The organism is Agathobaculum sp. LCP25S3_E8, assembly GCF_052117165.1.
Lineage (GTDB): Bacteria > Bacillota > Clostridia > Oscillospirales > Butyricicoccaceae > Agathobaculum.
On the sequence record NZ_JBQKJR010000073.1, the window covers coordinates 1 to 13,606 of the forward strand.

Genomic DNA, 13,606 nt, shown 5'->3' on the forward strand with positions numbered 1-13,606 from the left:
CTGTGTCCGGCTTCTGAGTATGAAGCCATGGTGTCTGGCCGCTGGCTGGCACGTCAACCGTGTGACTATGAGACCGTGGCGGACAAGGCTGACAGCACGGAGTAGGCGAACCACCACCCTGACCGCCGCCAGGCAGAATGGCCTGACAGGGGTCAACAGCGAGGTCATTTACTTTATCGACGATGCGACCGGCCTCATCACCGGCATGGAGGTGACGGAGCATAGTGCAGAGGACGGCAGCGTAGTCTCCGTGACCCGCAGCAATATTCTCTACGATGAACCCCGGCTCATGGAGGAGCAGGCGGCTATGAATATTCTGTTCCCGGACGACGCCTGCTATCTGAACGTGATCATCAATCCCGGAAAAGAGAATTCTGAGGAACAGGCTTTCCAGGTGGATAAGTCCACGGAGGTGGAATTTGACGCCATGGAGGGCTATCAGCTGTACTACGATTATGATTGTACCCAGCCCATGGATTGGATCGATGTGGGGCAGAATAAGCTGACTGTCTATGTCACGATAGATCCTGCGAAATAAGCGGTCAAGTGATTCTCCTGTGATCGAACGCAAACAGTTTTTTCAAATCTAACACCGTAAATGACATAGAAGAATAACCATGAATCAAATACACACGAGCAGTGGGACAGATGAACAATTCTTGTCACTTCGGATATTAAGCCCACATCGGTGCAGATGACGATAAGTAACATAAAAAGTCGGTCTGATTCGAATCCTTTCATAGCCGTTTACGAAAAGCAATCCGGTCTGCCGATACTCGTAAACCCCTGCAAACCGGTCAGCACCACATTGTTCTGTGAACTGGCGCAGTGGATGATGAGCGGGCTGCCGCTCTCGTCTTTGCCAACGAAAATGCCCACATGGGAGTCGCCCGGATAGAACACCAGATCACCCGGCAGGGCTTCGCTCCATGAGATCGGTTTGCAGTAGCCGTGCTGACTGGCCGCACCGCCGCCATGACCGATGACATAGTTCAGCGAATTGTGGAATACCCAGTCCACAAAACCGGAGCAGTCCAACCCGTAAGGACGGACTGTCCCCGTGCTGCGGCTTCCCGGCGCGGTCACGCGGGTGGGTGTTCCCCAGCGGGAGTCCCAGCCGATGGCGCTGCTTTTGCCACCCCAGAAATAGTTCACCTTGCCGAGCAGGGAGTAGGCTTTCTCCACCACCGCTTTCCGCTGTGCTGAAACATCTTTCGGCATAGCAGCAAGCATGGCACGAATCTGCGCTTCGTCTAAGCTGACCTCACCGCCATAGGTGCCGACCAGTTCAGCAAGCATCTGCGCGTACTCTGGCTTCAGCACCTCGGTCAGTGCTTCGCGCTGGCTCTTGCTGAAATGATAGATGTCGGGCATTTCGGTCGCTTTTTTGCTTGTGATCGTGATATGGAGGATGGTTTCGGTGTTGTCCTCATGCTCGATGGTCTGCACATACCAGCTCACCGCGTTCATATCCCAGAACACCTGCCGGATGAGGTCGATGCGCTCCTCATCGATGGTCACAACATCTGCAGCATCGGCATCCGCACCGGCAGTTTTCACCGCAAATACCGCGATGATGTCCGTCCAGTTGTGGATGGTAAGGTCACTGCCGCCGTCCGGCTCCCGGTGAATTACTACGCTATCGGTCGGGTTCTCGACCTGTATCCGGCTGATTTCGGCGGCGAACTCGCTGTTGATGCGCGCCACCGCCTGCGGCACAGACTGGGCATCGCTGTCATTGCCCGACCAGAACACACCGAAGGGTGTCCCGATGACCGCCGCCGCACCGCCGATGACCAAAATCAGCGCAATGAGCGCGCCGGCACCGCCCAGAAGTCCCACCGCCGCCCGTGCCACTGCTTGTCCGGCACGAATGACTGCATTTTTAAGCCATACAAAGCCTTTTGCGGTGCGTTTTGCCGTCTGTGCGGTCCTTTGTGCGGTTTCCTGCACGAACTGCTGCTGCATTTTCTCTTTTGTTTTCGCTGCGACCTGTGCCTGCGCTTTCGCCGCCGCCTGCTGACGCATGGACTGCGTTTGCCGCCCTGTGAACATCAGTTCACGGGGCGGCTTTTCTGCTTTTTGGGGCGGTGTCGATGCGGTTTCCCTGCGCCGGTGCGTATGCACACTCGGCGTATCGACAGGGACAGAGGAGGGCGTATCCGTAAAGCGATGCTCCTGCAACGCAAAATCGTCCTGCACCCGAAAGGCCTCCTGTTTTGCTTCCTGCACCACCGTTTCCCGGCGGCGTTCGGTCTGCTTTTCCGCCTGCTCCTGCCGAAATCTCCGCTTGACGCGCGTGACTTGCGGCGGATCGCTCTGACGCAGAGGAGCCGCATTTTCCACCCTCTCTTTCGGCTTGGTGGAAATAACGGCGCGGTCAAACTGCTTCTGCGCCAGCGCCTTGCCGGAGCGGAACGCTGTCCGTGCGCTGATCTCTGCCGCTCTTTGTGCGGTAGTCTCAAACCGGCTTGCCGGTTCCGAGAACACAGACTGCGCTTCTTCCTGCTGCTCTGTGTTTTTGGCCGTGAGCTGACGACGGGCTGCGTTCTCTCGCAGCACCTTCGCCGCCTGCTTGGGGAGAAACGCTGTGGTCTGCCGGGTCTGGATGTCCCGGCCTTTGGGGCGTGTTCTTATCTCTTTCACAGCGACTCTCCCGGCTTTGTCGTCATCAGACGGTACAACGCAGTACCCCGCGGGAACTGGTTGATGAACGGCACCAGTGCGCCGCCAACCTTGATTAGCCCATGTCCCGACTCAGCATTATTGATGTAGCCGAGCTGTTCTTCCGAAATGCGGAGCATCCGCACCAGCTCCTCCTGATCGGTGGGAGCCTGTGACAGCATCAGCAGAAACTCCGAGTTCGCCAGCATATTTTTCGCTGTGGGAGAGCGCAGGCAGTCAGTGACATTCTGCGTGATGCCGGTCGCGGCGGCATTTTTCTTACGAAAACGCTTCCAGCTCTCCTCCAGAAAGCCGGTGCTGTACTCGTTGGCGAAGAACAGGTAAATTTCGTCGATGTAGATCCATGTGCGCCGTCCGCGCCGGTGGTTCTCAATGACGCGGTTCAAAATCGCGTCCAGCATGACAAGCATTCCCACGGTCTTGAGCTGACTGCCTAAATCGAAGATGTCGAACAGCATGATGCGGCTGCTCATATCTACATTGGTTTGGTAGAGGGAATCATATTTCTTCAAGGTCGCATAGGCTCTGGTGGCCTTGCCCTCACGCTCGATGAACTCCTCGTAGACGGTGTGAAACGAGATTTTCTTGTTCTCCACATAGTCACCGGTGTTGTTCAGATGATACAGTACATCCTGCATGGCTTTGGTGGCTTCGCGTTCGCTCTTAAAGCCGCCTTTTTCGACCTGTCTGCGCTTGCCGTCTACAAAGCCCAAATCAATACGGTATGACCAAGCATTGTTCTTTCGTTTTCGTATGCTGCCTTTCATGTCAGAGTCCTCCCATAGAATGATTTTCTAATGAGAGTATATCAGCCGAAAAGAATGACGGCAAAAAAGTGCCCACAGATTTTAGTTAGGTGAAGTGCCATCAAACCCGCATGGCGTCTGGGTTTTTCGGCATTTTTGTGGGCACTTTTTGAAAAACGAGGGGGAGAGGGCAAAAGTGCCCACAAAGTGCCCACGGATTTTGCTGGGCCAGCATATAGACGCAAAAATGCGGCTCACACTTTACTGTGAACCGCATTTCTGTTACTGCGTATCTTTTGTGCCGAAAACCGCTGAAATCATTGGCTTTTCGCCATTACCGAGACTGGCTCCAGCACGGATATACAGACTTTCTTACTTGTTGAAGTAACGCTTCAGCAGGCCCTCGAAAGCCTTGCCGTGACGAGCCTCGTCGCGAGCCATCTCATGTACAGTATCATGGATTGCGTCCAGGTTCAGAGCCTTAGCGCGCTTTGCCAGGTCGAACTTGCCAGCGGTAGCACCGTTCTCAGCCTCGACACGCATCTCGAGGTTCTTCTTGGTGGAGTCGGTTACAACTTCGCCCAGCAGTTCCGCAAACTTAGAAGCATGCTCTGCTTCCTCGTAAGCAGCCTTCTCCCAGTACAGGCCGATTTCCGGATAGCCCTCGCGATGTGCAACGCGAGCCATTGCCAGATACATGCCAACCTCGGTGCACTCGCCCTCGAAGTTTGCACGCAGATCCTTCATGATGTCTTCCGGAGCGCCCTGTGCTACGCCGACAACGTGCTCAGCCGCCCAGGTCTTCTCACCGGACTGCTCCTTGAACTTCTCAGCCGGAGCGTGGCAAACCGGGCACTCAGCCGGAGCTGCTTCGCCTTCGTAAACATAACCGCATACGGAACAAACAAACTTCTTCATGATTTTTTCCTCCTAATATCCTTTTTAAATGATTTTATTTTGGGGACGGAAGAAAACGATCCATCGTGATGGAACAAAGCTGCTCCCGCAGAGACCGGTTGATCTCGGAGAACACGCGATGAAAATCGCATTCCTTCCGGTTGCCTACACGAGTACACTGAAATTCATTGGCCAGACAGTGATTGATTGCAATCGGCCCGTCAATGCATTCAATGATCTCACCAAGAGAGATTTCAGAAGGCAGCCGATTGAGTTCGTACCCGCCTGCCACGCCCTTGTAGGACTTGGTGATACCGGACTGGGTCAGCTTGCGCAAAATCTTAAGTGCAAAGCGCAGCGTTACGCCCGCCGACTCTGCCACATCTTTTGCACACTGTTTGCCCCCTGCCAGCGCCAGGCAATAGGTCACGCGGATTGCATAATCCGCTTCATGTGTGATTCTCAAGTCGTTCCTTCCTTTCTCTAATCGGAACATCTTCAGTATAGTATCGTTCCGCAGAATTGTCAATAGTATTTTATGAAATTTAATAGATTTTTTTATTTGATATTAGTTATCAATAAATCCAATTCTTTCATACTTTTGCATATCGAACAAAATGTTGCCCGATAGCGTCAGTATATCATATATTCGAGTAAATGTCTATGAATTTTCCGGCCTCCGACTGCTTTCACGCATACAGGTATCGTTAAAATTTTTTCCATCCGAGGAAGTCATCTGCGATTCTTCCCTCCGCTTTCCCTATTTTTACATCGCCCATACACACACGAAAAAAGCAGGCCGCAGCATGCGGCCCGCTTTTACACGATTGCTATAGAGAAAACCACGCAGAGCTTACGCTCAGTCCAGCTGCGCCAGCGCCTGATCAATATCGGCAATGATATCCTCGACGTTCTCGAGGCCGACCGACAACCGCACCAGACCCGGTTCGATGCCCGCGGCAACCAACTGCTCATCGGTCAGCTGGCGATGGGTTTCCGATGCCGGATGCAGCACACAGGTGCGGATATCCGCGACATGCACCTCGTTGCAGGCCAGCTTTACGCTGTCCATGAACTTCATTGCAGGCGTGCGGCCACCCTTGATATCGATGCTCATGACACCCGAAGTGCCAAGCGGCAGGTACTTCTGCGCGCGCTCGTAATGCTCGTTGCCCGGCAGCGCGGGATAGCGAACAGAGAGAATCTTATCCGACTTTTCCAGATGCTTTGCCACCGTCAGCGCGTTCTCACAATACTGCTTCATGCGCACAGGCAGAGTTTCCAGCCCAAGATTGAGCAGGAATGCCGAGTGTGCCGCCGGATAGCAGCCGAAGTCGCGCATGAGCTGCATACGCGCCTTGATGATGTAAGCGATATTGCCGAAGTCGCGGGTATAAACGACGCCATGATAGCTTTCATCCGGCTCGGTGAAATCCGGGAACTTGCCCGAAGCCGCCCAGTCAAACTTGCCGCTGTCCACAATCACACCGCCGCCCTGTACGGCATGGCCGTCCATGTACTTGGTGGTCGAATGGATAACGATATCCGCGCCCCACTCAATCGGGCGGCACAGAATCGGGGTGGCAAACGTATTGTCTACAATCAGCGGCACACCGTTTTTGTGCGCGATGTTCGCCCACTTTTCAATGTCGAACACAGTCAGCGCCGGGTTTGCCAGCGTTTCACCGAACACCGCCTTAGTGTTCTCCTTGAACAGTTTCTGAATTTCCTCCTCAGAGGCTTCCGCATCCGCCCAGATGCACTCGATACCGAACTTTTTGAGCGTTACGCCGAACAGGTTAATCGTACCGCCGTAGATGGTGGACGCTGCGATAAAGCTGTCACCCGCTGAGCACAGGTTGAGAATGGACAGCAGGCTGGCCGCCTGACCGGACGAAGTCAGCATCGCAGCTGCGCCGCCTTCCAGCGCGGCGATTTTCTTTTCAACCGCGTCGCAAGTCGGGTTGGCAAAGCGCGAGTACATAAACTCGGTCGGCATATCGAACAGGCCCGCAATGTGTGCGGTCGAATCGAAGCGATAGGTGGTGGACTGGACGATGGGCATCACGCCCGGACCGCCGTTTTCAGGCTTGTAGCCCTCATGCAGGCATTTGGTTTCAATTTTCATCTATAAAACTCCTTTGCAGGGATTTTTGACACAAGAGTATTGTATCACGCTGGGAAAAGTCGGTCAAGCATGCACATCCTTCGCTCGACTTTGCGCGCGCTGTTTGCTATAATAAGGACATATCCAAATCTAACGGAGGAATACGGCTATGACCGATGAAAAAATTGCGCGCATCAATGCGCTTGCCAAAAAAGCCAAGAACGAGGGACTGACCGAAGAGGAAAAAGCCGAGCAGCAGGCGCTGCGCGCGGAATATGTTGCAGGCTTTCGCCAGAGCCTGAAATCCCAGCTGGACAACACCGTGGTAATCAACCCGGACGGCACATCCTATAAGCTGCATCAGAAAGAGGAAAACCGTGATTGATCTGCCCGCACACGCAGCACGCGCCATTGCGCAGCTGGAGGACGCGGGATATGAAACCTGGGCGGTCGGCGGCTGTGTGCGCGACAGTCTGCGCGGCGCGGAGCCGCATGACTGGGATTTGTGCACAGCGGCTAAGCCTGCCCAGATGCAGACGGTGTTCGCGGGCGAACGGGTGCTCGAAACCGGCCTCAAGCACGGCACGCTGACCATACTGACCGACAGCGGCCCGCTGGAAATCACCTCTTTCCGTGCGGACGGCGGCTATTCGGACGGGCGGCACCCGGACGGGGTGCGCTTTGTGCCCGATGTGACCGCTGACCTTGCGCGGCGGGATTTCACCGTCGGCGCGATGGCGTGGCATCCACAACGCGGCTTGTGCGACCCGTTTCGCGGGCTGGATGATTTGCAGGACGGCATACTGCGCGCGGTGGGCGACCCGGATGCCCGCTTTCAGGAGGATGCGCTGCGCATTTTGCGCGGCGTGCGCTTTGCGTCGCAGCTGGGCTTTGCGGTCGAAACGCAAACCGCTGCCGCCATGCGGCGACAGGTAGGGCGGTTGGCCCTGATTGCAGCCGAACGCATTCGCGAAGAGCTGACCGGCATGCTGTGCGGTCGGTTTGCGATACGCGCGCTGCGGGACTTTTCCGACATTTTAACGACAGTGCTGCCCGAGCTTGCCCCGATGGTGGACTGCGCGCAGCAAAACCCTTACCATCTATATAATGTCTGGGAGCACAGTGCCCGCGCGGTCGGGCAGACGCCCGCCGAACCCTGTTTGCGTTGGGCAATGCTGCTGCACGACTGCGGCAAGCCCGCCTGTAAAACCGTGGATGAAAACGGTGTCGGCCATTTTTACGGCCACCCGGGGGTCAGCCGCGACATCGCAGCATCGCTTATGCGTCGTCTGCGCTTTTCCAATGAGCAGACAGCACGCATTCTGCTGCTGGTCGAACAGCACGACCGCCCGCTGGGAGACAACGACAAGCTGGTGCGCCGCCGTCTGGTGCAAATCGGGGAAGAGCGTTTCCGCGACCTGCTGGCAATCAAAAAGGGCGATGCGGTCGGACAGGGGACACACCCGGAAAATGTGGCGGCGCTATGGGAAACCGAACGACGGTTAAATGAAGTGCTCATGCAGGACGCCTGTCTTTCACTGCGGCAGCTTGCAGTCAACGGAAACGATATGACCGCGCTCGGCCTGCACGGCCCTGCGGTCGGGCAAATGCTGCACAGCCTGCTCGACGCCGTCGTGGACGGCACGTTGGACAACACGCGGCAAGCACTGTTGGCCTTTGCCCGCGCCCAAATGGAGGAACAAAATGACCAATAAAGAACTGTTTATCGAAACCTATCAAAAAAATATCCACCGGCCGGGCGCAGATAAGCTGCTCGCATGGATGGAGACAACCGACTTTTTCACCGCGCCTGCATCCACCCGCTTTCATGCAGCGTACGAGGGCGGTCTGCTCGACCACTCACTCAACGTCTATAATGTGCTAATTTCCAAGCATTACAATCCGGAAACCGACAATCTGGAGAGTTTCACACTTGTCTCGCTCCTGCACGACCTGTGCAAAGCAGGCTTTTACAAAACCGAGCTGCGCAACCGCAAAAACGACCACGGCGAATGGGAAAAGGTGCCGGTCTATGCCGTCGACGACCAGTTCCCTTACGGGCACGGCGAAAAATCGGTCTACCTCATCGAGCGTTTCCTGCGCCTAAAAACCGAGGAGGCCATGGCGGTACGCTGGCACATGGGCGGGTTTGACGATTCGGTGCGCGGCGGCAGCTTTGCGCTGGCGCATGCGTATGAGAAATACCCTCTTGCGGTCAAGCTGCATCTGTCCGACCTGGAAGCGACCTATCTGCACGAGAACAGGAGTGAGTGAGCATGGAAGCCAAGGAAATTTCCCTTCGCACCGACTGTGAGGGCATGTATAACGTGACCGCCAGCCTGCGGGAAGTTATTCTGGACAGCGGCGTACAGAGCGGCCTTGCAATTGTCTACTGTCCGCACACGACCGCCGGCATCACCATCAACGAAAACGCTGACCCCGACGTACAGCACGACCTGCTGCTCGGCTGGGCCGCGGCATTCCCCGACCGGCCGCAATTTCTCCACGCCGAGGGCAACTCGGCCGCGCACCTCAAGGCAAGCTGCGTGGGCGCCAGCCAGACCGTACTGATTGAGGACGGCCGTCCGATGCTCGGCACATGGCAGGGCGTCTACTTCTGCGAATTCGACGGCCCGCGCACCCGCCGGTATTGCATCAAGGTGCTGGAAGACAGCAGGGAATAATTGTTTTATTTTGGTTATATTTTTATGATATTTAGTTGCATATGTGGTGCACTTTTGCTACAATGAAACCATTCAAACAGCAAAAGGAGTCAACGCATATGGAAACATTGGAATGTATCAAAACGCGCCGCAGCGTCCGCAAATTCACCGAACAGCCGATTGAGCGAGCGCTGATAGAGCAAATCGTCGCAGCGGCGGCATATGCGCCGAGCTGGAAGAACACACAAATCGCACGCTATACCGTAGTCACGGATTCCCAGAAAAAGCAGCAACTGGCAGATGAATGCATGATGGATTTTGCCTTTAACCAGAAAACGACATCGAACGCCCCGGCGCTGGTTGTTCTGACCGCGCTGACGGGCCGTTCGGGTTATGAGCGGGACGGTTCGTTCTCCACCTCGCAGGGCACACACTGGCAATCGTTTGACGCAGGCGTTGCCGCGCAAACCTTCTGTCTGGCGGCTCACGCACTGGGGCTGGGTACGGTCATCATGGGTATTTTTGACGAAAACAAGGTGCGCAGCGTGCTGGCGCTGCCCGAGGAGCAGACCGTCGCCGCACTGATTGCTATTGGCCATCCGGCAGAGCAGCCGGTCTGTCCCAAGCGCAAGGATGTGGAAACCCTGCTGCACTTTGTATGATTCGCTGAACGGAAAGTGTCCTTCCCACGCCATGGATTCAGACCGCTGCACGGCGCTTTTGTTGCGGAAACAGGAGGGTTTACTATGCTTATCCGGTCAATTGAGTCCGGCGACCGCGATTACTTTATCCGCAGCGTGCAGGCGTTTTACCACTCGCCTGCCGTCTGCCACGAAATCCCCGCGCAGAACGCGGAACGCACCTTTGAGCTGCTGCTGCACGGCAGTCCGTATGCCGACTGCCTGATTGCGGAGGAGGACGGCCGTCCGGTGGCCTACTGCCTGCTGGCGCTGACATGGTCGAATGAGGCGGGCGGTTTATGCGTCTGGCTGGAGGAGCTGATGGTGGACGAAACGCTGCGCGGCAAGGGTGTGGGCAGCAAAATGATTGCCGCAGTGCATGAAAAATACAACACTGCCGCCCGCTACCGGCTGGAAGTGACCGAGGACAATCCACGCGCCGCGGCGCTCTACCGCATGCTGGGCTTTGAGGAACTTCCCTATCGGCAGATGGTGCTGGACACCCCGGTTGCACTGTAACACAAGTGAAAAAGACCTGCCTCGGCAGGTCTTTTTTGTTTGCGCGTTTTCTGGTATGATAGAAACAGAATTGAGGTGGTTTGATGGCGTCGGAAAACAAGATGGGCACCATGCCCGAAGGTCGGCTGATTATCACGATGTCCTTCCCCATTATGCTGTCCATGCTGGTGCAGGCCCTCTATAACATTGTGGACAGTGCGTTCGTCGCGCGTATCAGCGAGGACGCGCTGACCGCGGTCTCGCTCGCCTTTCCGGTGCAGCTTTTAATGATTGCAGTGGCAACTGGCACGGGCGTGGGCGTCAATGCACTGCTGTCGCGGCGGCTGGGGCAGAAAAAGCAAGAGGAGGCCAATGCGGTCGCTGTTAACGGCGTATTCCTGTCCGTGTGCTTCTGGCTGGTGTTTGCCGTGCTCGGCCTGCTGTTCGGACGCGGTTTTATCGCGTTATTCACCGACGTACCCGCTGTCATCGACATGGGCACCAGCTATGTAACCGTGGTCACGGTTGCCTCTTGCGGCGTGTTCCTGCTGTTCGTAGCCGAGCGGCTGATGCAGGCGACCGGCAACACGGTTTACCATATGGTCACGCAGCTCATCGGCGCCGTGCTCAACTGTATACTCGACCCGATTATGATTTTCGGCCTGTTCGGCTTTCCCGCCCTCGGCACGACAGGCGCGGCGCTTGCAACCGTTCTGTCCCAAATCATCGCGATGAGCATTGGCTTTTTCATCAACGTGCGCTTCAATCACGACGTACGCCTGCATCTGCGCGGCTTCCGACCCGACGGCGGCATCCTTGGTGAAATCGTGCGCATCGGCCTGCCCGCAGCGGTACAGCAGTCGCTGTTGAGTATTCTGACCGTCGGCCTCAACCGCATCCTAATGCCGTTTTCCCAAACCGCTGTCAGCTTTTACGGGGTATACTACAAGCTGCAAAACTTTCTGTTCATGCCGGTCTACGGCTTGAACAACGCGCTTATTCCGATGGTTGGCTACAACTTCGGCGCGAAAAACCGCCGCCGCATCGAGCGCATCACGCGCTATGCGTTGTATCTCGCCATCGGCATCATGGCAGCGGGTACGGTGCTGTTTGAGCTGATACCCGTGCCGCTGCTGCGCCTGTTCGATGCATCGGATGCCATGCTCGCCATCGGTGTGCCCGCTATCCGCATCATTTCCCTCTCCTTTTGCTTTGCGGGCGCGTCGGTCATTCTGTCGGGCTGCATGCAGGGACTGGGACGCGGCAATGAATCACTCTGGGTCGCGCTGACGCGCCAGTTTATTGTCATCCTTCCCGCAGCGGTGCTGCTTTCCCGACTGAACCTGAGCGCCGTCTGGTTTGCGTTTCCGCTTGCCGAAGCGGTCGGCCTTGCCGCCGCGATTGTGCTGCATCGGCGTGTCACCCGACGGCTGCTCGACCCCCTCAAGTGAAATGTCACAATAATGTAACAATTTACCCATTGTTTTTGTGCAGCCTGCGGCATATAATAGAGACAGAAAATAACGAAAGGAGTGAGTCCATTGGACAGCGAGATTCAGCAGCTCGTGGGGCATATTCTGGAGCATCCACGCTTTCAGCAGCTGCGCTCGTTCCAGCATCACGGCGCCGAAAATTCGGTATACGACCACTCGGTTGCCGTAGCAGAGGCGGCCTATGCCATTGCCCGTCGGATGCGTCTGTCCGAGGACGAAACCGCTTCTGTTGTCCGTGCAGCGTTGCTGCATGACTTTTTCGGCTATGACTGGCACGGTGATTTATTCCGCCGTTATCTGCACCGGTATTCCGGGATACAGCGCATCATGCGCATGCACGCCTTTGTGCATGGACATATCGCGGCAGAGCGCGCCAGATGTGTGTTCGGCCTTTCGGACAAAGAGTGCGATGCCATCGCACGGCACATGTTCCCTCTTGCAGCCATGCCGCGCACGCGCATTGCATGGATTGTCACGCTTGCCGACAAAGTTGTCGCTTCCAGAGAAATGGCTGCCGCTGTCGGTGGCTATCTGTCCCCCGCACGCCGCAGAGCGTTGCCCGAATCATAAAAATTACCGCCGTTTGGATGCGTCTGTCCGAAACGGCGGTTTTTTTGCTTATAGGTCTTGTATGTTCATCTTATCCAGCTGCTTTTTGCGTTTTTGGCTGCGGCGACACAGAAAATAGATGACCAGCAGCACAGCGGTCGGCAGCAGGCAGCGCGCAGAACCCAGCACCGACAGCAACATCTGTCCCTCGTTTTCCGCCTGCGACAGCGCGTTGAACAATACATTCGGCAGCACGAGCAGCACGCCCAGCAGCGTGCACATCGGCATCACCAGCCCCGGCCACCATGCCCTGCGGCGCGAGAGAAACACTTGCAGGGCGATAACCGCTGCCAGCAACAATACCATCATCAAAATACGAAACGGCACAAACATCATCTTGCCTCCATTCTTGGCTTACAGGTCTTGAATGTTCATCTTTTTCAGCAGGTTTTCCCGTCGCAGCTTTTCCCGCCCGACATAATAGACGCCCAGCAGCACGATCGTGGGGATATTGCCAACCAGCAGGAGCACGCCCAGCTGTGCGGTATCGCCCACCGTCCAGTCATGCGCCTGCTGCACCTGCTGCACCTGATAGACAACCGCACCGGTTTGCTCATCGACCACCCGTGTTCCACTCACCGTGCTGCTCTGCGACAAAAACACAAAGTTACCCACCACAATCAACAACGCCATTAAGAACGACAGCACCGGCATGACCAGCCCCGGCCACCACGCCTTACGCCGCGACAACCACACCTGCAGCGCCACAAACCCCACCAGAATCGCAAGCCACAGACACAGGTTGATTGCGGTTACCACAATTGCCATCGTATCGAGTTTTGCCATACAACCGCTCCTCTCTATCCATTTGCCGCGCCGTCTGCGCGGCGCTTTTTGTATTCGTGAATCAGAATCTTCGCGGTATCAAAATCCAGCTTGTCATTCACCGCTAGCCTCTTTACAAGCGCCACATACGGGTCCTCGTCCTCTCGCTCACCCAGCTCAATCTTCTGAATCAGCCGGTCAAGCCGCAGGCGCACGGTCGGATAAGTCACACCGTATTCGCCTGCCATCTGCTTGAGTGACCCGGACGCAAGCACAAACCGCTTGATAAACGCCACGTCCTCTTCCTCCAGCTGCGCCATCCAGCCAGGGATTACCTCAATTGCCATGCACCCACCTCCTTGTATTATAGAGTAGTAGTTTTTAGGGACCCTCTCCAAGGTCTGTGCTACACTGTAAGGGATGCTGTGGATTGGTTCGCACCTCCTACCGCAAGACGGTTCAC

The 13,606-nt window shown here is 56.0% G+C and carries 17 protein-coding genes and 1 pseudogene; 9 read left to right on the forward strand and 9 right to left on the reverse strand.

Translation table 11 applies throughout. The features are described from left to right. Nucleotides 1–538, forward strand: a 538-nt coding sequence (locus ACTQ34_RS16060) for a hypothetical protein (RefSeq protein ID WP_441364674.1), incomplete at its 5' end; no start/stop codon positions are given. Between the two features lie 209 nt (nt 539–747). Here ACTQ34_RS16060 and ACTQ34_RS16065 read toward each other — a convergent pair. From ACTQ34_RS16065 to ACTQ34_RS16090, 6 genes and pseudogenes are all read right to left on the reverse strand, one after another. After that, nucleotides 748–2,646: a C40 family peptidase gene (locus ACTQ34_RS16065; protein WP_441364675.1), complete on the reverse strand. Its 1,899-nt coding sequence runs from the start codon at nt 2,644–2,646 to the stop codon at nt 748–750. Further along, entirely contained in the window at nt 2,643–3,323 is a 681-nt protein-coding gene (locus ACTQ34_RS16070) for a TraG/VirB4 family ATPase (RefSeq protein WP_441364689.1), read from the reverse strand. The genes ACTQ34_RS16065 and ACTQ34_RS16070 overlap by 4 nt, the downstream gene beginning before the upstream one ends. Further along, a pseudogene (locus ACTQ34_RS16075) lies at nt 3,306–3,452 on the reverse strand (Arm DNA-binding domain-containing protein); the annotation flags it as partial. The pseudogene ACTQ34_RS16075 and the gene ACTQ34_RS16070, both read right to left, overlap by 18 nt. A 351-nt stretch (nt 3,453–3,803) precedes the next feature. Next, nucleotides 3,804–4,349, reverse strand: a complete 546-nt coding sequence (locus tag ACTQ34_RS16080) for an NADH peroxidase (protein WP_441364676.1) — start codon at nt 4,347–4,349, stop codon at nt 3,804–3,806. 34 nt (nt 4,350–4,383) lie between these two features. Then, complete coding sequence (locus tag ACTQ34_RS16085; protein WP_297283994.1) at nt 4,384–4,794, reverse strand: RrF2 family transcriptional regulator; 411 nt, start codon at nt 4,792–4,794, stop codon at nt 4,384–4,386. Nucleotides 4,795–5,187: 393 nt separating this feature from the next. Further along, nucleotides 5,188–6,456, reverse strand: coding sequence for an O-acetylhomoserine aminocarboxypropyltransferase/cysteine synthase family protein (locus tag ACTQ34_RS16090; RefSeq protein WP_441364677.1), 1,269 nt, complete (start codon nt 6,454–6,456; stop codon nt 5,188–5,190). A 148-nt stretch (nt 6,457–6,604) separates the two neighbouring features. Here ACTQ34_RS16090 and ACTQ34_RS16095 point away from each other — a divergent pair, with 148 nt between their 5' ends. The 8 genes from ACTQ34_RS16095 to ACTQ34_RS16130 all read left to right on the forward strand — a co-directional run bounded on the left by ACTQ34_RS16095 (nt 6,605) and on the right by ACTQ34_RS16130 (nt 12,339). Then, the gene (locus tag ACTQ34_RS16095; RefSeq protein WP_441364678.1) at nt 6,605–6,820 is read left to right on the forward strand and encodes a DUF896 domain-containing protein; all 216 of its coding nucleotides are present in this window, start codon (nt 6,605–6,607) and stop codon (nt 6,818–6,820) included. Further along, nucleotides 6,813–8,150 carry a CCA tRNA nucleotidyltransferase gene (locus ACTQ34_RS16100; RefSeq protein WP_441364679.1) on the forward strand — a complete coding sequence of 446 codons (1,338 nt, stop codon included), beginning with the start codon at nt 6,813–6,815 and terminating at the stop codon, nt 8,148–8,150. The genes ACTQ34_RS16095 and ACTQ34_RS16100 overlap by 8 nt, the downstream gene beginning before the upstream one ends. Next, nucleotides 8,140–8,709: a hydrolase gene (locus ACTQ34_RS16105; protein ID WP_441364680.1), complete on the forward strand. Its 570-nt coding sequence runs from the start codon at nt 8,140–8,142 to the stop codon at nt 8,707–8,709. Before ACTQ34_RS16100 ends, ACTQ34_RS16105 begins: the two co-directional genes overlap by 11 nt. A gap of 2 nt (nt 8,710–8,711) precedes the next feature. Continuing rightward, nucleotides 8,712–9,119: a secondary thiamine-phosphate synthase enzyme YjbQ gene (locus ACTQ34_RS16110; RefSeq protein ID WP_441364681.1), complete on the forward strand. Its 408-nt coding sequence runs from the start codon at nt 8,712–8,714 to the stop codon at nt 9,117–9,119. A gap of 98 nt (nt 9,120–9,217) precedes the next feature. Further along, nucleotides 9,218–9,760 (forward strand): nitroreductase family protein, encoded by a 543-nt coding sequence (locus ACTQ34_RS16115; RefSeq protein WP_441364682.1) that lies wholly within the window; start codon nt 9,218–9,220, stop codon nt 9,758–9,760. An 84-nt stretch (nt 9,761–9,844) separates the two neighbouring features. Further along, on the forward strand, nt 9,845–10,297 hold the full coding sequence (locus tag ACTQ34_RS16120) for a GNAT family N-acetyltransferase (protein WP_441364683.1): 453 nt from the start codon (nt 9,845–9,847) through the stop codon (nt 10,295–10,297). Between the two features lie 83 nt (nt 10,298–10,380). After that, nucleotides 10,381–11,727 (forward strand): MATE family efflux transporter, encoded by a 1,347-nt coding sequence (locus ACTQ34_RS16125; protein WP_441364684.1) that lies wholly within the window; start codon nt 10,381–10,383, stop codon nt 11,725–11,727. 90 nt (nt 11,728–11,817) lie between these two features. Then, on the forward strand, nt 11,818–12,339 hold the full coding sequence (locus tag ACTQ34_RS16130; protein WP_441364685.1) for an HD domain-containing protein: 522 nt from the start codon (nt 11,818–11,820) through the stop codon (nt 12,337–12,339). A gap of 48 nt (nt 12,340–12,387) precedes the next feature. On the opposite strand, the gene ACTQ34_RS16135 is transcribed toward ACTQ34_RS16130, so the two are convergent. The 3 genes from ACTQ34_RS16135 to ACTQ34_RS16145 are packed head-to-tail and all read right to left on the reverse strand — an operon-like array spanning nt 12,388 to nt 13,490. Further along, nucleotides 12,388–12,711: a hypothetical protein gene (locus ACTQ34_RS16135; RefSeq protein ID WP_441364686.1), complete on the reverse strand. Its 324-nt coding sequence runs from the start codon at nt 12,709–12,711 to the stop codon at nt 12,388–12,390. Nucleotides 12,712–12,732: 21 nt separating this feature from the next. Beyond that, nucleotides 12,733–13,164, reverse strand: coding sequence for a hypothetical protein (locus ACTQ34_RS16140; protein WP_441364687.1), 432 nt, complete (start codon nt 13,162–13,164; stop codon nt 12,733–12,735). A gap of 14 nt (nt 13,165–13,178) precedes the next feature. Beyond that, the gene (locus tag ACTQ34_RS16145; RefSeq protein ID WP_441364688.1) at nt 13,179–13,490 is read right to left on the reverse strand and encodes a DUF2089 family protein; all 312 of its coding nucleotides are present in this window, start codon (nt 13,488–13,490) and stop codon (nt 13,179–13,181) included. Between the last annotated feature and the right edge of the window lie 116 nt (nt 13,491–13,606).